The organism is Prevotella sp. AM34-19LB, from assembly GCF_003468525.1.
In the GTDB taxonomy this organism is placed as follows: Bacteria; Bacteroidota; Bacteroidia; order Bacteroidales; family Bacteroidaceae; genus Prevotella.
Genome location: NZ_QSIG01000047.1, coordinates 1 through 21,614, shown reverse-complemented (window position 1 = coordinate 21,614; position 21,614 = coordinate 1). Strand labels below are relative to the sequence as shown.

Here is a 21,614-nt window from a genome sequence, read left to right as displayed (position 1 = left end):
ACTTCTTGAACTGGGTGTATCCATATCCGTCGGGATGCTCCTTCTTGTATGACTCGTGCAGGGCTTGAATGGTGAGGTAGCGGTTATGCGACAAGTCTGACACATATTCTGGCAACAGCCCGTCTAGCACCTGACGTTGGGAGGATGGGACTGCTGTGGGTTTGGACAACTGGAGGAAAGATTCTATTTCCCCGTCACTCATGCGGCCTATCACACCATAGGACAAACCTTGAGAATCCGCCAAGGTTTTGTACCGGTTAAGTACCCCACGCCCCATGTGTAGTTGCTCGCAAATGGTGCGCTGCGGTATTTTTGCCGCTAGCATTTGAAATGAACGTTTTAATTTGCTCATGTTTACATTACTTTGTGCCATATCTATACAGATTTTAAAATTCTTCTGCAAAGATAGGCGGTTATTATTATACATGAGCAGAACTTTACATCTTTTTGGTACCGATTGGGGCGCTATGATGGTACCGATTCAAGTGATACGATGGTACCGAATGCAGTGCTATGATGGTACCGATTCATGCGCTACAGTGGTACCGATTCGCCGATACTGTCACATAATTGTATAGCGCACCAGGATTATACTATGCAAGAACGTATTACTATGGTAGAAGAGCCTAACTCTGTAACATTTGCTAATGGAGGATTCTTCTTGCCAGGTACTGTAAGAAATGCTATTGAACAAAATGGACCTCAGAAGTTCTATCGCAATTATGTGTTATGCCAAGGTATGGTTAACTTCAACATGATAGATACGATAGGACGAGGAATTCGCAAGGTTTTTACAGAACAGCAAAAACGCTTTTTTCCTATGCCTGACTATCAGATAGATCAAGCCAAGAGGGAAGTCGTTGTTAAAATTTATGGTAAACTTATTAATGAGCAATATTATCGTTTGTTGAAAGCCAATCCAGACTTATCGCTTTATGATTGTATAGCATTGGATATGGTACAAAAACATGAAACAATAGATAAGGTAACTGCAACAAGATTGAGAAAACTACACCTTGTGGAAGGTCGATACCCAAAATTATTTTTATCGGAGTATGTGGCAAAAACTGCAAATAATGATGAGTTGAAAACTGAATACATTAAAAACCGTAGTTTCAACGATCATCACTTTAGAGAAATGATAATATCTTATCTTCGTTCCTTTGGTGGAGCTACTAGAAGTGAACTGAATACTCTTATACAATCAAAATTGTCTGATGTGTTGACTGATGAACAGAAAAAACGTAAAATAGGTAATTTCCTCTCTACGCTTAAGAAAAAAGGAATCATAAAATTAACAGTTGGAAAGAGGTGGGTTTTAGACGATGTCTAGTCGAACTTAGTTGAAGTTAGTCGAACTTTTAGTCGAAGTTAGTCAATCTTTAGCTTGCGTCTTTGTTATAATACTCAGAAAATCAGTTGCTAATGATGAAATCTAACTTAGTTGAACTTTTGAACGTTTAGTCGAACTCAAAATGGGATGTCAGCTTTGGAAATATTTCCCTTCTTGGCTTAGACTAAAAGTATCTGAAGGAGCATGAAAGGGAATAAGTGTTGTCGTTAAAAAGTGAAGTTGTGTAATCGGTACAGCACTATTGCCAGATAGGGATGACTTTACGATTGGTTGGTTGTATGAATAGAAAAAATATGGAAAATGAAACTTTAAAAGAACGATTCCTCGGCACTATCTTCGGGCAAGCTGTAGGAGATGCCTTGGGACTGAGCACGGAGTTTATGTCCAAGCAAGAGGTGGATCGTTTCTATCCTAATGGGATAGAGGATTATTCACAAATCGTGCAGGATGATCATCGTCGTCGTTGGCAAAGAGGCGACTGGACAGATGATACCGACATGATGCTATGCATCTTAGATTCTTTTGTGGCTTGTCAAAAGGTAGATATTCTTGATATTGCCAGAAGGTTTAAGGAATGGATGATGAACGGAGGCATGGGAATTGGCCGGCATACTTATAATGTAATGGCTCTTGGCGACTATACTTCGAATCCACAGAAGGCTGCAGAGATTATCTGGAAGATGGGAAAGAAAAAAGCTGCAGCTAATGGAGCCGTCATGAGAACTTCGGTGGTAGGGCTTATGAAGGGCAATGTGGCTAATAATGCTGAGAATATCTGTAAGCTAACTCATTTTGATCCACGCTGTGTGGGCTCTTGCGTTATCGTTTCTTCTATCATACATGCTCTTGTCTTTGAAGACAGGATATTGGATTATGAAGAGGTGATTGGCATTGCCAAACAATATGATGAACGAATCGTTCCATTTGTTGACTTGGCATGTCATGAAGGTCTGGATTCTTTGTGTCTGGATGATGAAAAGAGTATGGGATATACGCTCAGAACTTTAGGGGCTGCCCTATGGGCTTATTGGCATGCAACCTCGTATAAAGAGGGTATCCTGAAGATTGTTTTATCAGGCGGAGATGCGGATACCAATGCAGCAGTAGCAGGAGCTATCCTGGGTGCTAAATTTGGAATATGCCATATTCCTGACGAATGGAGGAATGGTCTTCTCTATGCTTCTATGCTCCATAACAAGGTGCAGGATCTCTACTTTTATAATCATCGTCATTCCCGAAAAGTGTCATTAATGACAAAAACGGGAATGTTTAATAAATTTAAACTTTTGGCTTGTTCTTTAGAAATCCATGTGTATGCTTTTGTTTCAAAAAGCGCAGAATCCTGCTGGCATCACTGCCAGCAGGATTCTGCGCTTTCCCTATTAATTTCTTAAATATGTCGTCTGCAAAATGAGCTCAATTGATCTCTACAGAACTCTCTTGTGATTTCTTGTTCAGCATTTGTCTGCTGTTTAGTCTCTGTAGCCTCCTGCTGTTGACTAATAATTCATTCCGAATGTCCAGAGAGGAATGATATTGCCGAAACCGGTTTCAATATCATCTTTTACGATATATCCCTCTTCTGCATCGGTTATCTGCTTCTGACCTTTCTTCTTGCCACCTATCTCAAAGGTCTTGCCGTCTATCAGAAAATCAGAGATGGGAGAATTGTAAACGGTATGGTTCACTCTCATCTGATTAAAGAAAAAGGTCTCACGTTGATTTCCTATATCGGGAGTTTCAGATGTGAGGGCGAAAGAGAGGTTTGTATTGTCGAGATATACTTTTTCAACCTTTCCCAGACCTCTTACTCCTTTTGTTGAATCGTGGAGTTGGGCGATGAGACCTGCCTTTTCCATAAGTTCAAAGTAGTCGGGAAGCAAGCCGCGGTCTGCCTTGATGGTTGTTGCGATGGTGCTCATGTTAGGCTTGAATGGCACACTGTCTGCTATCACCTGCATCAGTTCCTTCAATTTCCTCGATATGGTTACTGTGTAGTTGGCATATTGGGGAATGTCGGTTTCCAACGTCATGCTTACTACCTGGTTTAAGCGCATCTTATAGCCCTCGTCTTCATAAAAAGGATAGTACCCCTGGCGCAGATATTCGTTGAAGAGGGATAGGGGATGGTCTATCTCTATCGGCAACTCTACCTCATGATTAACGATTTGCTCCAATGGGTAGGCTGGTAGGTCGATTCCTAGTTTCATGCCAATATATTCTCTAAACGACAGACCTTGCATTTTATAGACGAGGACACGACGGCTTAAGTCGGCGGTTCCCTGATAGATGTCAAGCACTGATGATCCTGTAAACACTACTTGCAGGTCGGGCAGATTATCGTATATCATCTTCAGCTCCGTTGCCCATCCCTTATATTTATGTATTTCGTCGATAAAGAAATGCTTGCCGCCAAGTTGATTGAATTTCATGGCAGTTTCAAAGAGTGTATGATTGGCGAAATAGATGGATTCGGCACTCACATATAGGGTGTCCTTCAACTTGAGATTCTGCTTGATGTACTGCAAGAGGAGTGTGGTCTTACCCACGCCACGAGGTCCCACAAGGGCTGTCATCCGATTCTTCCATGGAATCTGATGATACATATATCTTACGTATCGGGTGTCTGTACGTTTGATGAGATTGTCGGATAATTGCTTCAATAATTCCATATTTCTTCTATTATTAATTCATTTATTTGAATGCTTTTTAGCATTTTTGGTGCAAATATACGAAATTTGTGGTAAATTCCCTACAAAAATACGAGAAATTTGTGGTAAAAACACCACAAATTTATCTATTTGGCTTATAGCAGCTCTCTTGCTATCCAGGCACAGGCTTCGGCATCAGCCAGGGCATTGTGGTGCATGGTGAGGTCGTAACCGCAATAGGCTGCTACGGTCTGGAGCTGATGGTTGGGGAGGAGAGAGCCTAGCTTTCTTCGGGAGGCACGGCAGGTGCAATGGAATTCGTAGCCGGGATATTCCATCTGATACATCTGGAATACTGCCTTCAGGCAGCCTTCGTCGAAGGGGGCGTTGTGGGCTACCAGAGGCAGACCTTCTATCTTGGGCGCTATTTCTGCCCAGACTTCGGGAAGACATCTGCATTCATCGTGTCTTCCAGGGTCAGGCCGTGAACCCGGGTGTTCCAATAAGAGTAATACTCCGGTTCGGGCTTGATGAGGCTGTAGTAACTGTCTGCTATCTCGCCATCCCTCACTATCACGATGCCCACCGAGCAGACGCTTGTACGCTGCTGGTTGGCCGTTTCGAAATCTATCGCTGCAAAATCTTTCATCGGATTAAGTATCTATGTTTTTATTTTAGGTACAAAGATACTATTTTAGGCTCAATCATCCTAAAAATATAAGATTTAAGAAAGATTTAGGATGAATTGTCTTAAAAGTCCTCAAATTCCGGAAGTTTTAGGATAAACCATCCTAAACCTTTTCTCCTATCCCCATATCTAGGTATTTTCCCGAAACCATCATTTTTAGGTATTGCAGATGATGGGAAAAGGCTGTATCTTTGCACCCGAAAATAAATGTAACTAAAAGATAAAGGACAAATGAAAACAACTATCGTAATTTATGGCTCTTCTACTGGCTCATGTCAGTCGATTGCCGAAACCATCGCTTCTAAGTTGGGCGTGGAAGCTGTAGATGTAGCTAACATCGATGATGCTACTATCGCAAGTCACGAGAATCTTCTTCTCGGTACTTCTACATGGGGTGCCGGAGAGATGCAGGATGACTGGTATGATGGCGTGAAGACGCTGAAGAGTGCCGGCTTGGCTGGTAAGACTGTTGCCCTGTTTGGTTGTGGCGACAGCGAGTCTTACCCTGATACATTCTGCGGCGGTATGAAGGAACTCTATGATGCTGCTGTTGAGGCTGGTGCTACCGTATTGCCTGGTGTTTCTACAGATGGTTACACCTATGATGACAGTGAGGCGATTGATGGCGACAAGTTCCTGGGACTCGCACTTGACGAGGTAAACGAGGACGACAAGACAGAGGAGCGTATAGATGCCTGGATTGAGGCCATCAAACCAGCGCTTTAGTATTAAAAAATATTTTTTCAGGAGTCATAGAAATCTCTGACTATAGAATCTTGAGTCATTTTGGGTTCATAGATTAAATCATAGAATTCTCTGATTCCTGATAAGAAACTAGATTAATTCGGATAGTATGCAGCAGGAAATCGCAACACCAGTAGATTTGAAGGTTCTGATGAATCATATATATGAATATAAGAAGGGCGTGCGCCGTCTGGTGCTCTACACCTTCAACAGGAAATATGAGTCTTTTGCCATAACAAGATTAGAGCGTCAGAACATTGATTACATCATCCAGCCGGTTGGCAACGACCGTCTGAATCTCTTCTTTGGTAAGAAGGAATGCCTGGATGCTATCCGCATGATTGTTACCAAACCTTTATGCCAGCTTACGCCGGAAGAGGATTTCATCCTGGGTGCCATGCTGGGATATGACATTTGTGCTCAATGCGAACGCTATTGTGAGCGAAAGAAGAAAGTTTGCTAGATTTCTTTCATCTTCGAATATTTTAATGTTAACAAAGAAAGAGCGTGATAGCCTCATTTGGCGATCACGCTCTTTTGATGTATAAGATGATTCATCCGAAGAATTCCTCTTCCTTACTTCTTCATCATTTCCTCTACGGCTCTGATGAGCTGAGTATCATGACCGGTGATGTAATCCTCTGGAGAATTATATACCTCGATGTCTGGATAGAGGGTAGTGTTCTCGCCGAAGGTGCCACGCATATCACGGCAACCTACCTGTGGAATACCGAATACCAGGCTGCGGTCCATCAATGTCTCCCACCATACAGCAGTCATTGTTCCAGCCACCGGTGCACCAATCAGCTTACCGATGCCCAACTCCTTATATACCCATGGGAAACCATGACCGTTGCTGTAGTCGTCCTCGCAGATCAGAACGCAGGATGGCTTGGTCCACTTGTTGAATGGATCCTTGCCCACAACCTTTCCATGAGGCACAAACTCCTGATACTGCTTGCCGCTGAGCAAGGTGCAGAGGTCATCGTGCAACCAGCCACCACCATTGTGGCGCTCATCCACGATTACGGCATCCTTGTTGCGGTTCTTGTCGCTCAAGAGTTCACTATATACGGTGCGGAAACTCTCGCTGTCCATTGCCTTTACGTGAACATAGGCGATTCTGCCCTTTGATACACTGTCCACGATGGCACGGTTTCTATCCACCCAGCGCTTGTAGAGAAGCTCCTGCTGAGCACCCTGTGAAATCGCCTTGATGGTGAGGTCGAAAGTCTTGCCCTTGGTGTTCTTGATGGTGAGACGTACATTCTTGCCAGCCTTTCCATCGAGCAATGCGTTGTAATCCTTACCCGCCTTGATAGCCTCTCCATCGATCTTCTCGATGATGCAGCCGGCAGTAACCTCGTTCTTCTTCACGGCGAAAGGACCACGCTTGATGACTTCCTGAATCTTCAAGCCGTCACCCTCGTAGTTAGGATCGAAGAAGGCACCGAGAGCTGCGGTAGAAAGAGAAGCGCCACTGGCATAATAACGGCAACCGGTATGGCTGGCATTCAGCTCACCCAGCATCTCGCTCAACATCTCAGCGAAGTCGAAGTTATTATTAATATAAGGTAAGAACTTCTCATATACCTTGCGATAGTACTCCCAATCCACACCCTGCATCTTTGGATCATAGAACTTGTCAGCTACCTGGCGCCATACATGGTCGAAGAGATACTGACGCTCCTCGGCAGGCTTGTAGTTGAATGGAGCCTCAAAGTCGATGTTGGTAGTAGCCTTGCTGCCCAGGTCAATCTTCTTGATGCTGCTGCCATTGCAGAGGAAGAGGTTCTTGATATCCTTGTCGGCAACGAAGCCACCGCCACCGATACCCTTCATCATCAGGGTAGTGCTGCCTTCCTTCAGGTCGTGGCACCAGAGGTCGTAGCCACCTTCAAAGGCAGCCTGGTAATAAACCTTCTCTCCCTTGCTGTCGATGATGGCATCACCCATATTGGATGAGTTGACGGTAAGACGGACCACACGGTCACGGCAGTTCTCGAAGTCGAGTTCGAGAGGTTTTACCTTATCCACCTCAATCTTTCCTGTCTTCTCCTCTTTCTTCTTCTTGTTTTCCTTCTTCTTCTCCTCCTTCTCGTCAGCCTTCTTCTCCTTCTCGTCCTTGTTGGCCTCGGCTAATTCGAGTTCCTCCTTAGACATGCGGAAGCGGTCGTAGGCTTCGAGGTCGAGGAACATGAGATAGGCATCATATTCTGCACCCCATGAACCATGACTGCGATAACCGGCACGGTCGCTCTCGAAGAGAATAGCCTTTCCTCCGAGTACCCACTTGCCGTTGCTGTCGCTGTAACCGCTGTCGGTAATATTGTGCACTTCCTTTCCGTCAGCCTTTACTACGGCGATATCAGTGTTGTTCCATCCGCCATTACCGATGTAGCTGCACATGAGCCACTTGCTGTCTGGGCTCCATTCAAACCAGATGTCGCCATCAGAGTAAGAATAGTTGTACTTGCCATCGAGTACGGTGCGTACTTCCTTTGATTTCAGATTGATGATGCGGAGGGTAGCACGATCCTCATAGAAAGCCACCTCCTTGCCATCAGGACTGTAGGCAGGATACTGAGAAGTAACATTGGTCTTGGTGAGCTGCTCCTCTTCTACCTCGGTGCAGTAAGTAAAGTTCTTCTCCTTCTCGTTCTTGATCTTAGCCTGGAAAATCTGCCATACGCCATTGCGCTCAGAAGCATAGACCAGACTTCTGCCATCAGGAGCAAAGCTCAGGTTGCGCTCCTGCTGAGGAGTATCGGTGATTCGCTTGGTAGTCTTGTATTCTGTAGATGTAACATATACATCGCCGTGCATCACGAAAGCCACCTCCTTGGCATCTGGAGAAAGCGCAATCTCGGTAGCACCCCAAGACTGCACCTTGCGGATGAGGCTTGGTTCATCGTTGTCTGTTGTGATGGAGATGTTGACCTTCTGCGGCTGTCCACCTTCCTTTACGGTATAGATTTCGCCATCGAAACCATAGCAGAGCAAACCATTATCGGAAGAGGTGAGGAATCGTATAGGATTCTTCTTCTGCTGGGTAATCTGGGTATCCTTTCCGCTTGCGATGTTGCGGCGGTAGATATTGAAGGAACCGTCCTGCTCGCTGAGATAGTAGAAGCTCTGGTTGTCGGCAGCCCATACCGGGTTGCGGTCCTCGCCCTTGAAGGTAGTAAGCTTCTGGTACTTTCCATTGTCGAGCATCCAGATATCTCGGGTGATAGGAGAAGTATGGTGCTTGCGCCATGCATCCTCATAACCCTTCTTGTCGTGATAGAGCACCTGACCGTTCTTGTTGATGCTGATGTTCTCCAACGGAAGAACAGAATACAACTTAGGACGACCGCCCTCAGTGCTTACCTCGTAAACCTGTGAGAATTCATTGGCAGCAAAGAGATTGCTCTGGGCTGTAGGCATAATGTTGGCAGAGAAGAGCACATGGTCGTTGTCCTTGAAGGCGATAGGAGTCTCCTTGCCGCTGTGAGTGGTGAGTCGGGTTGGCGCACCGCCCTTGGCAGAGATGACGTAAACATCCAGGCTGCCTTCTCGGTTGGAAGTAAAGGCAATCTTCTTGCCGTCAGGGCTCCAGATAGGCTGGGAGTCGTAAGCAGCATGGGTCGTCAACTGGCGTGCCTCGCCACCATTGGCTGGAACGCAATAGAGATCGCCCTTATAGGCAAAGGCGATGGTAGAGCCATCAGGCGAGATGGCAGGGTAGCGCATCCACAGCGGACCCTGCTGGGCCTGGGATGCCAGAGATGCTGCCAGAAGAGCAGCACTAAGAATCAGTTTCTTCATTATTATAAAGTTTCTGTTTGATTTATGTTGCAAAGTTACGGCTTTTATGTGAAACTACCAAACTAAACTCCGTAAAACCACGAAAAGACTACTCATTTATTAGGATATGGGAATCTGAACCTATCAATCTGATACCAACTTCTAGGTATAAAAAATGTGAAAATCACAATATCTAGGTATTGTACATTTTCTAAATAAGCCATACCTTTGCAGCCCGATAAAAGGAATAGATATGAAAAAAGGAATAGATAAAGGAATAGATATGAGAAAAGGATTAGGAAAAAACAGAAAGATTAAAAAGAAACACATCTTCCTGGCTTTATTGGCCGTGATTGTTCTGGGAAGTCTGGCGAAGGCTTACTCTGCCTGGGTGGGTACTACCCACATCGCATTCCTCAACTATCAGGCTATTGCGCTGGGACAGATTTCGCATGCCAACGACAATGCGATGATTAAATTGAGTGAAATCACAACCGATGATTTCGACCATCTGGGAGATTACGATATGATTATCGTGAATGGTATGGGACTCCGAATTGGCGAGAACCAGCGCAAGCAGTTGGAAGAGGCTTCCTACAAGGTGCCGACCCTGACTCATGCTGCTACTAACCCAGCCAACAATATCGTATCTGTGGATAACTTCGATGCCGATTATCTGATGCAGTACATCGAGAACGGCGGCAAGAAGAACTATCAGAGTACGCTCGCTTACATCCGCAAGTTTATCGACGGAAAGAAGTTCATGGCTCCAGAGCCGGAACGTGTGAATGAGCGACCAGACTATCTCCTGACTCATTTCGACCCGAAAGATGAAAAGGAGGATGAGCTGGGCTTCAACAGCATCCGCGAGTACAATGCCTTCCTGGTAAAGAACGGTTTATATAAAGAAGGTGCTCCTACCATCATGCTCACAGGTTTTATGGGTGCGGCTCCTGATATGGAAAAAGCTTTCGAGAAGAAGGGATTCATGGTGTATCGCATCAATAAGCTTCAGAGTTTTATAGCCGGTCATTATGCCGACAGTATTCAGGCAAATGCCGTAGTGAATATGGCGCATGGCAGACTGGGCGATTACTTCGTCGAGTTCCTGAAGCAGAAGAATATTCCTCTGTTCTCACCTCTTAATATCAACCGCTTGACCACCGAGTGGGAGAATGACAAGCAGGGAATGAACGGCGGCTTCATGTCGCAGAGCATCGTGACTCCGGAGATTGATGGTGCCATCCGTCCATACGTGGTTTTCGGACAGCGCATCAACAAGGAGGGCTTGCAGGAGGTTTACGGCATCCCAGACAGAATGGAGAGTTTCGTAGAGAGCGTGCAGGGCTATGTGAATCTGAAGAACAAGAAGAACAGCAGTAAACGTATCGCCATCTTCTACTTCAAGGGTCCCGGTCAGAATGCACTCACCGCTTCGGGAATGGAAGTGGTTCCATCGCTCTACAATCTCCTGGTTCGCTTGAAGAATGAAGGGTACAATGTAGGTAAGCTTCCTGCTAATGCAGAAGAATTAGGAAAGATGATCCAGGCTCAAGGTGCCGTCTTCGGAACCTATGCCGAGGGTGCCTATACTCAGTTTCTGAAGTCAGGTCATCCTGCCCTGGTTACCGCCCAGCAGTTTGCCGGATGGACCCAGAAGGCTTTGTCTAAGAAGATGATTAAGGAGATGAACCAGCTCTATGGTTCCTTCCCTGGCAAATATATGGCTACCGATGACGGTAAGTTGGCGGTGGCAAGACTGCAGTTTGGCAATGTGGCCCTGCTTCCACAGGTGATGGCAGGCGTGGGAGGTGACTCCTTCAAGATTGTGCATGGCACCGACCAGGCACCACCTTACACCTATGTTGCCTCTTATCTCTGGGCTCGTTATGGTTTCAGTGCCGATGCACTTATCCATTTCGGAACCCACGGATCGCTGGAATATACTCCGAGAAAGCAGGTAGCACTTGGTAGCAACGACTGGAGTGACCGATTGATTGGTGTGGTTCCACATCTTTATATATATACCATCGGCAATGTGGGCGAGGCGATGATTGCCAAGCGCCGCACCTATGCCCAGACCCAGAGCTATCTCACTCCTCCTTTCAAGGAGAGCGAATTGCGACAGACCTATAAGCAGTTGAGCGATGCCATCCAGTCATACGAGAAGAAGGCATCTGCCGAACAGTCGCTGAAAGTGAAGGCGTTGACCGTGAAGATGGGAATCGCCCGTGAACTGGGTCTCGATGCCAAGCAGATGAACAAGCCATATTCTGCAGATGAAATTGCGAGAGTAGAGAACTATGCAGAAGAGTTGGCAAACGAGAAGATTACCGGCAAACTCTATACTCTGGGTGTGCCATACGATAACGATGATGTCCGCACCAGCGTCTATGCAATGGCTACAGATCCTATTGCCTACGGAATGTTGGCAGTAGATAAGCTGAAAGGTCGTGCTCAGGAAGGTGTGGAGAAGCACAAGCAGCTTTTCGACCGTCTCTATCTGAGCAAGGCACGCAATACCGTGACCCAGCTTCTGGGTTCAGCCTCGGTTTCTGATGAATACATCTGCCGTTATGTAGGAATCACTCCTGCCGAACTCCAGATGGCACGTAAGGTAGAGGCGATGCAGGCAGCTCCGGATCCTATCCAGATGATGATGCAGATGGCAGACCAGATGGGTGGAGCGAAGGAGGCGAAGCCGAAGAAGGTGGACCACCGTACGGTAAGCGAACTCCGTGCTGCCAAGGTTTCTCATAAGAAGAAGATTCCGCAGATGAGTCGTGAGGCTTTTGAGAAGATGGAACAGACCGGTCGCTTCCCTGACAAGATGATGGAAGCCATCAAGAAGGGACAGAAATGGTATCAGGAGGATTTGAAGAAGGCGAAGATGGCGAAAGCCGGCAAGGGCAAAGCATCTCAGAAATCTTCTAAAGATAAAGGTATGATGATGTCGAAAGCACCTAAATATACCCGTCAGCAGATTCATCTGGCTCAGGCGATTACTACCGTAGAGCATGCCTTGCAGAATGTGGGCAAGTATTCGGAGGCGCTCCGTCAGAGTCCGCTCAACGAGATGTCTTCTCTGATGAATGCCCTGAATGGCGGCTTTACCGCTCCGTCTCCTGGTGGTGATCTGATTGTGAATCCGAACACCCTGCCTACCGGTAGAAACCTCTTCTCCATCAATGTGGAGAATACACCTTCGGAGGATGCCTGGGAGAAGGCGAAGGAACTTTGCGACAATACCATCAAGATGTATTGCGAGCGACATAAGGGTGAATATCCTCGTAAGGTAAGCTACACGCTCTGGAGTAGCGAGTTTATCGAAACAGAGGGCGCTACCATCGCTCAGATTCTCTATATGCTCGGTGTAGAACCGGTAAGGGATGCCTTCGGTCGTGTTACCGATCTTCGTCTCATCCCATCCAAGCAGTTGGGCCGTCCTCGCATCGATGTCGTGGTTCAGACTTCCGGTCAGCTCCGCGACCTGGCAGCATCCCGTCTCTTCCTCATCAACAAGGCGATAGAGATGGCTGCAAATGCCAAGGGTGACAAGTACGACAACCTGGTGAAAGCTGGTGTTACCGAATCGGAACGGGTGCTCGTAGAGAAGGGTATGTCGCCAAAGGAAGCCCGCGAGGTTAGTATGTATCGTGTGTTTGGTGGCGTAAACGGCAACTATGGCACCGGTATCCAGGAGATGGTAACCGCAGGCGACCGCTGGGATAAGGAGAGTCAGATTGCCGAGGTCTATATGAACAATATGGGTGCCTACTACGGTGATGAGAAGAACTGGGAGACCGTTCGCAAGGCTGCTTTCGAGGCAGCATTGACTCGCACCGATGTGGTGGTTCAGCCACGACAGAGCAACACCTGGGGAGCCTTGAGTCTCGACCACGTATATGAGTTTATGGGAGGTATGAACCTCGCAGTTCGCAACGTAACCGGTAAGGATCCGGATGCTTATCTCGCCGACTATCGCAACCATAGCAATATGAGAATGCAGGAGGTGAAGGAGGCTATCGGCATCGAGGGCAGAACCACTATCTTCAACCCAGCCTATATCAAGGAGAAGATGAAGGGTGGAGCCAGCAGTGCCAGCACATTCGCCGAAATCGTAACCAATACCTACGGTTGGAATGTGATGAAGCCAAAGGCTATCGATAAGGAGATGTGGGATGAGATATATAATGTATATGTCAAGGACAAGTACCATCTCGGAACCAAGGAGTTCTTCGACAAGCAGAATCCGGCAGCGCTGATGGAGATGACCGCCGTGATGATGGAGAGTGCCCGCAAGGGAATGTGGAAGGCTACTCCTCAGCAGCTCAAGGACATTGCCAAGCTTCATACCGAGACCGTGAACAAGTATAAGCCTTCATGCTCCGGTTTCGTTTGCGATAATGCCAAGCTCCGCAACTATATAGCCAGCAAGACCGATGCTGCTTCTGCCAAGGAATATCAGCAGAATGTAGAGCAGATCCGCGATGCTGAGGCTGCGAAGAACAGCAGCGACAAGGGTATGGTGATGAAGAAGGAGACGCTGAATGAGGATGCTCAGAAGACCACCACTGTGGTGAGCGGCATCGTTGTAGGTGTCATCGTCATCGTTGCTTTCGTGATGTTGGCTATCCTCATTCGCCGAAGAAGAAAGAATATGGTAGAATAGTAAAGGGGGATAACATATCCCCCTAAAACTAAACATTTATACATAGTGGAGACATTAGTTTTAGTAATGATGATATTGGTTTGCTTCAGTTTTGTACTGAAGCAGACCTTCCACGGAGTGAAGGAGATTATGATCATCTCGGTGCTCGTAGCCTTCTTCGTGGGAATGACCTGGCCATTCGCCATTGAGCAGTCGAAGACGCAGATTGCGGCCTGGATAGCCGACCAGAAGCTGATGCTCGATATGGCGGTGCTGCTGAGTATCGACGTGGCACTCACGATGCTTTTCTGTGTGCACCACGTAGATTTGAAGACTTCGGAACATGTGAGTCGCCGCAAATGGGTGTTCTTCATCTTCCTGAAGTACTTCCCGGGTTTGCTGGTCTTTCCAGTGCTGTTCAGTGTTCTGGTGATGACCATCTTCCTGCTTTCCGGCGTATCGTTCCAGGTAGTGGCATGGGTGCTTGCCGTAGTACTGCTGGTCTTGACTCCGGTATTCACCTACGGTTTGAGATGGCTCTTGCCGGAGCGACCAATCCGCTTGGAACTGCTCTTCCTGGTAGAGGTGCTGCTCGGATTGATGGGCATCATCGGTACGGTGAATGGCAGGACAGCCGTGGCAGGCTTCAACAGTTTCGATGCCCTCTCGCTTCTTGGCGTCATCGCCATCGTCATCGTAGGAATGGCAATCGGATGGGCAGTTTACAATTATCAAATTAAAAAATATAGAGTATAATGAATTACATATCAGACGTATTGTTTTGGATTTCAACAGGCATGCTGGTTCCTGTGATTATTTTGTTGATTTTCTTCTTCCTCAGAGCCTTGCTGCTCCTCGGAGGTTTCTTCGGACAGTATCTTGTAAAGCGCAAGTCGGGTGCGGAGATTCGTGAACAGATGAACACCCTGACGCTCGATAACATCGATACCTTGGGCGATCGCTTGCCTAAGAACAAGCAGGCTGTCATCGTTTCCTATATGAAGAAACTCGTGGACAACCGTCAGAGCAAGGCGCAGGTGAACCGCATCCTCGACCAGTATGCCCAGTTTGTAGAAAAGGATCTTTCTCTTCCTTCTACACTCCTGAAGATGGGTCCGATGCTCGGACTGATGGGTACCTTGATTCCGATGGGTCCTGCCCTGGTAGGTCTTTCTACCGGCGATATTGCTTCGATGGCTTACAATATGCAGGTGGCTTTCGCTACCACCGTAGTGGGATTGTTCTCTGCAGCCATCGGTTTTGTGACCAAGCAGACCAAGAACCGCTGGTACACCGAGGATATGAGCAACCTCGAGTTTATGGCAGACCTGATTGATGAGAAAAAGTAACTCCTTAACATCTTGAAAAGAATATGAGACAAAGACGTAGAAGTCGTCTCTCGCATGATGGCGAGGATGATGATCCGATGAGCGTAGTGAGCAACCTCTTCGATGTGGCGATGGTATTTGCCCTCGCCTGATGGTAGCCCTCGTGTCACGCTATAATATGACGGAAATGTTCAGCAAGGATAACTTCACGATGGTGAAGAATCCTGGCAAGGAGAATATGGAAATCATTACCAAGGATGGACAGAAGATCAATCGCTATACTCCTTCAGAAGACCAGAGCAATAAATCTGGCAACAAGGGAAAGAAGGTGGGCATCGCTTACCAGCTGGAGAATGGTGAAATCATCTATGTTCCGGAAGATAAATAAGCGGGGATTGCAAATCCCCTTGAACAGAAAACGGGGATTGCAAATCCCCTTAAACAGAAAATATTATTGTAACTAAAAGAAAAATAAGAAAAATGAAAAAGTTTAAGACAATGATGGCCATGATGTTGGCTTTGGTTTCTATGTGTGTAGCATTCAGCTCTTGCAGCAGCGATGATGATAATGATACTGTGGCAGCTGCCAAGGAGATAGCTGGTTCATACACCAGCACTCTGGATATGACCGTAATGGGCGAGGCTTCTACATACGATAATCTTACCATGAAGATCGAGGCAGTTGATGATGCTACAGTCAAGGTTACATTGCCAGCTTGTGGCACGGGCATGATGGCTCTTCCTGCCCTGGAGGTTCCAGCTGTGAAGGTTTCCGGTTCTAACGGTGCTTATGCTTTCTCTCAGGAAAGCTATGTCGGTACCATTACCGTAAATGGTGCAGAGAAGAAGTATACCGTTACTTTGCAGGGTACATTCAAGGACAACACTCTGACCGTCAACTATTCCGTGCAGTATGGCAAGATGCCTATGCCGATGATTGGTAAGTTTGTTTGTAAGAAGTAAGCTGATTGTTTCAGGATAAACTTTGATATAATTCGATGAAACAAAAGATATTCGCACTATTCCTAATCCTTTGCGGATTGTGCCTGAATCTGAAAGCTGAAACCCAGGGAGATATCGTGGGTAGAGTGCTCGATGATTCGGGCGCACCTCTGGTGGGTGCCACCGTTCAGATGGTGAATACCAAGGGAGGAGTAACCACTGATGAAGATGGATATTTCCGCATTCCTTACAGCAAGGTAGGGGCGGTTAAGGTAAAAGTGAGCTATGTGGGCTATCAGACTCAGACCTTTATCCTGAAGACTGATGAGAAGAAGGGCAATCAGCATGTTCTTCGTCTTCAGCCGGATGCTACAGCCCTCGATCAGGTAGTAGTAACCGCAACCCGAACTCCTAAGGCTTTGAAGGATGCTCCTGTGGTAACCCGTCTGATTACCGCCAATGACATCAAGATAGCTGATGCTACCAATATCCAGGACCTCCTCACCGAGCAGATGCCGGGTCTGGAATTCGGCTATGCCATGAATCAGGAGACTTCTCTCAATATGAATGGTTTCGGTGGAAACGCCGTGCTCTTCCTCGTAGATGGCGAGCGATTGGCTGGCGAAACCATGGATAATGTTGATTACTCTCGCTTGAATCTCGACAATGTGGGTCGTATCGAGATTGTGAAGGGTGCTGCTTCGGCACTCTATGGCGCCAGTGCCGTAGCCGGAGTCATCAATATCATCTCCCGTGAAAACAGCGAACCTTGGACTGCCAATGTCAACACCCGCTACAACGACTTCAATAAGGAGTGGCGTCACGGCGGAAGCTTCAGCTTCAATGCCGGAAAGTGGAATTCGCAGACCAGCATCCAGCGCACTACATCGGATGAGGTGCAGCTTACCAGTCCCTTCGATACAGAATCCAACATCCTCCATATTTATGGTGGCGAGACCTTCAGTGTGAAAGAGCGACTTACTTACAAGCTCTCTAACAAGGTGAAGCTGATAGGTCGTGGCGGCTATTTCGCCCGTATCAGCAATCGAAACAACTACGATGACCACTATAAGGATTATTCTGCCGGACTGAAGACCGTGATGAATCTCTCGGAGAATGATAATCTGGAGATTTCATACGGCTTCGACCAGTATGACAAGACCCGATTCGTGAACAATGAGCTCACTCACGATCACGATTATACCAATCGTCAGAACACCGTCCGTGCCCTCTATTCCCATATCTTCGGCAAGAACACATTGACGGCAGGTGCTGATTTCCTGAACGATTATCTCACCACCTATCAGTTTGCCAACAATGGTTCCAAGACTCAGAATTCATACGATGCCTTCGCCCAGTTCGATTACAATCCTTTGCAGTGGTTGAACATCGTGGCAAGCCTTCGTCATGATTACTTCTCAGCATCCAGCCAGCATGCCACCACCGGTCGTCTGGCTCTGATGACCAAGTGGAAGGGCTTTTCCATCCGTGCCAACTATGCCGGTGGATTCCGTGCCCCAACCCTCAAGGAGATGTATATGAACTTTGATATGGCAGGCATGCAGATGATTTATGGCAATCCGGATCTGAAGCCGGAGAAGAGCAACAACTTCAACCTGGCGCTGGAGCATACCGGCAGGGTGAAGAATGCAGGTTTCTTGACCGGTCAGTATAGTCTTACTCTCATGGGCTATTATAATAAGTATGATAAGCGCATCACTACCGAGGATTATGCCGATTATATCCCGGGAACCGGTCAGCCGGATGTGGCTTCCCGTTATTGCAATGAGGATGGAGTAGAGGTGAGCGGCATCGACTTCAGTGCCCAGTACCGTTCGGATATGGGACTCGGTGTGAAACTCGACTACAGCTATCTCCATGTGGGTGGCAGAAGTGTAGATTCTCAGTTCTCCCAGCCTCGTCCTCATACCGCCACCTGGCGTCTCGACTACGATCGCCAGCTCTGTTCGTTCTATCGCATCAATGCCGCTCTGTCAGGCAGATACCTGTCCTCTCCAGATACGAACATCGATAAGCATGACCAGGCATATCAGTTGTGGAAGTTCACTCTTCAGCAGCGATCCTGGATGCTGTCAATCTGAACTTCACGGTAGATAATCTCTTCGATTATACACCAGAGAAGTATTATTGGAGTTCGGCGATGACCACCGGTCGCACCTTCTCAGTGGGACTTTCCGTTGACATCGACCGCATCGTGAATCTGTTCTAGAAACCGCCATCTGGCAGTTTCCAGACCCAAAATAGGTTAAAAAAGCCATAGTGAAGGATGCTTTTCTTCAAATTATGCCGTACTTTCGGTATAAAATCGTAATTTTGCAGTGATTTAAAACCTATTCATTCAAAATTATGATACGAAGAATCATTCTAACTATGGCTTTTTTGGCTAGCCTTTCATTATCAGCCAAGGATGTGAACATGGGCAGTTGGCAGATTGTTCCATTGCCTCAGCAAGTCAAGGAGATGAGCAGCGCTCCTTTCCGCATCACAGCCAAAACTACAATCTATTATGCTGCTGGAGATGAGAAGCAGAAGAAGGACGCCGAGTTCCTGGCATCTCATATCAAGGAGGTAACCGGTATCGAGGTAAAGACTACCGACAAGCAGGCGAAGGGTCAGATCCGTCTGGCGCTGAATGCTGGCGATACCCAGTCTGAGGCTTATTCTCTGTTGGTCAACAAGAATGGCATCACCATTTCAGCCACCTCTCATGTAGGTATCTTCTATGGCATCCAGAGTGTGATGAAGGCATTGCCTATCACCAAGAATGTGAAGAGCGTTTCCCTGCCAGCCGTTGAGGTGAAGGATGCGCCTCGCTTTGCCTACCGTGCGTTTATGATAGATGTGGGCCGTCATTATTTCAGCGTACCTTATCTCAAGAAGTTGATTGATGTCTTTGCGATGCACAACATCAATTATTTCCACTGGCATCTTACTGAGGATCAGGGTTGGCGTCTTGAAATCAAGAAGTATCCTATGCTTACCCAGATTGGTTCCAAGCGCAAGGAAACTATCCTTCCAACCAACAAGAACGAGTTTGATGGTGTTCCTGTATCAGGTTATTATACCCAGGAAGAGGCACGCGAAATCGTGAAGTATGCTGCCGACAGATACATCACAGTGATTCCGGAGGTGGATATGCCGGGTCACATGCTGGCTGCCCTGGCATCTTATCCGGAGTTGGGCTGTACCGGTGGTCCTTACGAGGTAGCTACCCGTTTTGGTGTTTTCGAGGATGTGTTGTGTGCTGGCAAGGCTCAGACCCTTCAGTTTGCCAAGGACGTGATGGATGAGATCATGGATATTTTCCCATCAGAGTATATTCATATTGGTGGCGATGAGTGCCCAAAGAACCGCTGGAAGGTTTGCGAGAACTGTCAGAAGAAGATTGCAGAACTCGGCATCCAGGAACTTCCTAAGCACAGCAAGGAAGAGCAACTCCAGACCTGGTTTATGGGTGAGATAGAGAAGCAGATCAGAAACCGTGGCAGAAAGATGATGGGTTGGGATGAGATTCTGGAAGGAACTCCATCCAAGGACATCACCGTTTGCGGTTGGACCAGTGTGAATGCCAGCATCCGTTCAGCCCGTGAAGGTCATCCTACCATCGTGGCTCCTATCAGCAATTTCTATTTCAGCAATCCTCGCATCAACAAGATAGAGGGTATTCCTAGCATCCAGCGAGTATATGATCTCGATCCTTGCTCTGATAAGTTGACTCCTGCCGAGCAGCAGAACATCATCGGTGCTGAGGGTTGTATCTGGACCGAGTGGGTGAAGGATGCCAAGAAGATGGAGTGGGAGCTGTTGCCAAGACTTGCCGCTCTTTCTGAGGTTCAGTGGACTGCCAAGGATAAGCGCAACCTGGAGAACTTCTTCCCAAGACTGCTCCACATGCAGGATCTCTACCGCCTCTACGGCTTGAATTACAAGGCTGATATCGAGGATGCCGTGAAGAAGCATCTGGAAGAAAAGAAGTAATATTTGTAGATAGCTCCGCCCTAACTCCCCTTTCGTGGTTGTTTAGGGCGGAGTTCTTGTATTTTAATGTCCGTTTTCAAAACTGATACTGCCCCCATGAGATAGGGGGCAGGTCGGTGAAAAACGTTGAAAAATCGCCTAGAAATATCTCTTCCTCATTTTCTTCAAGAAATCCTTGGTGATAGGGAAGCCGGAGGCATCACCTATTACGGAGTCGGTATAACAGAAGGGACATTCGGCTGTAGGCGGCTCATCAGGGAGGTAATCCGTGATTTCGGATGGCGAGAAGATTTCGCCGCAGAAGAAACAGCCGCACTTTTCAGATTTTTCTATTTGTTCCTTGTTGCTGAAGCAGCAATCGTGAGCCTGGCGGAAGATCCTGTCTTTCTCCTCCTCTTCTTTCTGCTTTTTCTCAGCCTTTTCCAAATACCCCTTGAATCGTCTCTGAAGATAGAGCGGCACATGATAGTGAGGGGCGAAGACATACAGCGACGGAACGTGGTCGTGGTATTCGTAGCCGGGACCATCTATCACGGTATAGCTGTCATCCGTTTCATCGTATGGCAGTTCATCCAATCCCCTTTTATCCTTGGCAGCCTGGTTTCTCTCCCAGATCCATTCGGTGGTAAGCGGAGTACCGACAACGATGGCAAGTTTCACCTCATTGCCACGATATACTTCCACGATGTCACCTTTCTGGAATCTAATCTGTTCTGCGTTTCTGCCTCGGAAGGTCTCGTCAGGATGACGGTCGTATGCAGGCGAATCGCAGACTCCGGGATAGTAAATGCTGAAACGCGAACAGCAGTAAGACCGGTCGATCAGTTTTCCCTCACCGTCATACACTCTTTGAGAAAGACATTCGCGGTCGTAGTGCAACAGTCCCAGCGGAATCTCCGAGATATAATAGCAGAAGGTATCCAGCGGATAGTCGTCTTCCTCCTTCATCTTTTTGCGGTAAAGGATATCCTGGTGCATCAGACTCTCAGCCTCCTCCAAGGTTGTGGTGAAGGCTTGCGGACAATAGGTGTTCACCTTATATTTCGGATAATGTGAACGCTTCTTCTCCTCCAGCTCTTCTGTTTCTAAAACTTCGAGCTTGAAGATGGCTGGAACATCCCGATGCTGTGGATGCTCAGCCAATTGCTTGAATTCTTCGTATGTCATAGGATGTTTATTTTAAGAATTTGTGAAAGTCAATCGTAATCCATCGGCTACCCCCCCAGCCCGTCCGAGAACGGCCGTTTGGGGGTGTATCATAGAGGGCAGAACCGCTATCACGACTCCACCTAAGCCCCTCTAAGGCATATCTTTTTTCATCTTAAAATTTTAGTTTATGTTAAACAATTCGTCATAAGGGCTTAAAATGGCCGATATGAACACTAATAGAGCGTGTTTTTCGATGGTATTGATCCCTACAGGTCATTATCCAAGAGAAGCAATCAAAGCAGGTACACCTTTGAGAGAT

The 21,614-nt window shown here is 47.1% G+C and carries 14 protein-coding genes and 3 pseudogenes; 12 read left to right on the top strand and 5 right to left on the bottom strand.

The window, feature by feature from the left end; all coding sequences use genetic code 11:
• Window positions 1–325 (bottom strand): annotated as a pseudogene (locus DW830_RS16145) (IS21 family transposase); the annotation flags it as partial.
• A 288-nt stretch (window positions 326–613) separates the two neighbouring features.
• Between DW830_RS16145 and DW830_RS12610 the strand changes: the two are divergent.
• Window positions 614–1,333 (top strand): ATP-binding protein, encoded by a 720-nt coding sequence (locus DW830_RS12610; protein ID WP_233544525.1) that lies wholly within the window; start codon window positions 614–616, stop codon window positions 1,331–1,333.
• 314 nt (window positions 1,334–1,647) lie between these two features.
• A complete protein-coding gene (locus DW830_RS12605) occupies window positions 1,648–2,748 on the top strand; it encodes an ADP-ribosylglycohydrolase family protein (RefSeq protein WP_119250140.1) in 1,101 nt (366 codons plus the stop codon).
• A gap of 105 nt (window positions 2,749–2,853) precedes the next feature.
• Here DW830_RS12605 and DW830_RS12600 read toward each other — a convergent pair whose 3' ends face one another.
• Entirely contained in the window at window positions 2,854–4,026 is a 1,173-nt protein-coding gene (locus DW830_RS12600) for an ATP-binding protein (protein ID WP_119250139.1), read from the bottom strand.
• Between the two features lie 134 nt (window positions 4,027–4,160).
• Window positions 4,161–4,654: pseudogene (locus tag DW830_RS12595) on the bottom strand (3'-5' exonuclease).
• Between the two features lie 270 nt (window positions 4,655–4,924).
• Here DW830_RS12595 and fldA point away from each other — a divergent pair.
• Together fldA and DW830_RS12585 are read left to right on the top strand one after the other, a co-directional pair.
• Window positions 4,925–5,419 (top strand): flavodoxin FldA, encoded by a 495-nt coding sequence (fldA, locus tag DW830_RS12590; RefSeq protein WP_118312892.1) that lies wholly within the window; start codon window positions 4,925–4,927, stop codon window positions 5,417–5,419.
• Window positions 5,420–5,546: 127 nt separating this feature from the next.
• Window positions 5,547–5,900 carry a DUF2023 family protein gene (locus tag DW830_RS12585; RefSeq protein WP_089543800.1) on the top strand — a complete coding sequence of 118 codons (354 nt, stop codon included), beginning with the start codon at window positions 5,547–5,549 and terminating at the stop codon, window positions 5,898–5,900.
• A gap of 113 nt (window positions 5,901–6,013) precedes the next feature.
• On the opposite strand, the gene DW830_RS12580 is transcribed toward DW830_RS12585, so the two are convergent.
• Complete coding sequence (locus DW830_RS12580; protein ID WP_119250138.1) at window positions 6,014–9,247, bottom strand: S41 family peptidase; 3,234 nt, start codon at window positions 9,245–9,247, stop codon at window positions 6,014–6,016.
• A gap of 292 nt (window positions 9,248–9,539) precedes the next feature.
• On the opposite strand from DW830_RS12580, the gene DW830_RS12575 reads away from it, so the two are divergent.
• The 8 genes and pseudogenes from DW830_RS12575 (at window position 9,540) to DW830_RS12540 (ending at window position 20,146) form a co-directional block, all read left to right on the top strand.
• Window positions 9,540–13,898, top strand: coding sequence for a cobaltochelatase subunit CobN (locus tag DW830_RS12575; protein WP_199656143.1), 4,359 nt, complete (start codon window positions 9,540–9,542; stop codon window positions 13,896–13,898).
• 45 nt (window positions 13,899–13,943) lie between these two features.
• Complete coding sequence (locus tag DW830_RS12570) at window positions 13,944–14,633, top strand: hypothetical protein (RefSeq protein ID WP_233544524.1); 690 nt, start codon at window positions 13,944–13,946, stop codon at window positions 14,631–14,633.
• Complete coding sequence (locus DW830_RS12565) at window positions 14,633–15,226, top strand: MotA/TolQ/ExbB proton channel family protein (RefSeq protein ID WP_089543797.1); 594 nt, start codon at window positions 14,633–14,635, stop codon at window positions 15,224–15,226. Before DW830_RS12570 ends, DW830_RS12565 begins: the two co-directional genes overlap by 1 nt.
• Window positions 15,227–15,249: 23 nt before the next feature.
• Window positions 15,250–15,593 (top strand): annotated as a pseudogene (locus tag DW830_RS12560) (DUF2149 domain-containing protein).
• A gap of 92 nt (window positions 15,594–15,685) precedes the next feature.
• Complete coding sequence (locus DW830_RS12555) at window positions 15,686–16,168, top strand: calycin-like domain-containing protein (protein WP_119250135.1); 483 nt, start codon at window positions 15,686–15,688, stop codon at window positions 16,166–16,168.
• 35 nt (window positions 16,169–16,203) lie between these two features.
• On the top strand, window positions 16,204–18,249 hold the full coding sequence (locus tag DW830_RS12550; protein ID WP_119250134.1) for a TonB-dependent receptor: 2,046 nt from the start codon (window positions 16,204–16,206) through the stop codon (window positions 18,247–18,249).
• Window positions 18,204–18,377, top strand: a complete 174-nt coding sequence (locus DW830_RS12545; protein WP_158573498.1) for a TonB-dependent receptor — start codon at window positions 18,204–18,206, stop codon at window positions 18,375–18,377. The genes DW830_RS12550 and DW830_RS12545 overlap by 46 nt, the downstream gene beginning before the upstream one ends.
• Window positions 18,378–18,514: 137 nt before the next feature.
• Complete coding sequence (locus DW830_RS12540) at window positions 18,515–20,146, top strand: beta-N-acetylhexosaminidase (protein WP_119250132.1); 1,632 nt, start codon at window positions 18,515–18,517, stop codon at window positions 20,144–20,146.
• Window positions 20,147–20,284: 138 nt separating this feature from the next.
• Here the strand turns inward: DW830_RS12540 and DW830_RS16680 are convergent, their stop codons facing one another.
• Window positions 20,285–21,313 (bottom strand): hypothetical protein, encoded by a 1,029-nt coding sequence (locus tag DW830_RS16680; protein WP_233544523.1) that lies wholly within the window; start codon window positions 21,311–21,313, stop codon window positions 20,285–20,287.
• Window positions 21,314–21,614 lie beyond the last annotated feature (301 nt).

Excerpts from the sequence above, each read along its gene's own strand:
- fldA (WP_118312892.1), top strand. The coding sequence starts at position 4,925 with ATGAAAACAACTATCGTAATTTATGGCTCTTCTACTGGCTCATGTCAG.
- DW830_RS12605 (WP_119250140.1), top strand. The coding sequence starts at position 1,648 with ATGGAAAATGAAACTTTAAAAGAACGATTCCTCGGCACTATCTTCGGG.
- DW830_RS12610 (WP_233544525.1), top strand. The coding sequence starts at position 614 with ATGGTAGAAGAGCCTAACTCTGTAACATTTGCTAATGGAGGATTCTTC.
- DW830_RS12540 (WP_119250132.1), top strand. The coding sequence starts at position 18,515 with ATGATACGAAGAATCATTCTAACTATGGCTTTTTTGGCTAGCCTTTCA.
- DW830_RS12555 (WP_119250135.1), top strand. The coding sequence starts at position 15,686 with ATGAAAAAGTTTAAGACAATGATGGCCATGATGTTGGCTTTGGTTTCT.
- DW830_RS12600 (WP_119250139.1), bottom strand. The coding sequence starts at position 4,026 with ATGGAATTATTGAAGCAATTATCCGACAATCTCATCAAACGTACAGAC.
- DW830_RS16680 (WP_233544523.1), bottom strand. The coding sequence starts at position 21,313 with ATGACATACGAAGAATTCAAGCAATTGGCTGAGCATCCACAGCATCGG.
- DW830_RS12580 (WP_119250138.1), bottom strand. The coding sequence starts at position 9,247 with ATGAAGAAACTGATTCTTAGTGCTGCTCTTCTGGCAGCATCTCTGGCA.
- DW830_RS12585 (WP_089543800.1), top strand. The coding sequence starts at position 5,547 with ATGCAGCAGGAAATCGCAACACCAGTAGATTTGAAGGTTCTGATGAAT.
- DW830_RS12550 (WP_119250134.1), top strand. The coding sequence starts at position 16,204 with ATGAAACAAAAGATATTCGCACTATTCCTAATCCTTTGCGGATTGTGC.
- DW830_RS12565 (WP_089543797.1), top strand. The coding sequence starts at position 14,633 with ATGAATTACATATCAGACGTATTGTTTTGGATTTCAACAGGCATGCTG.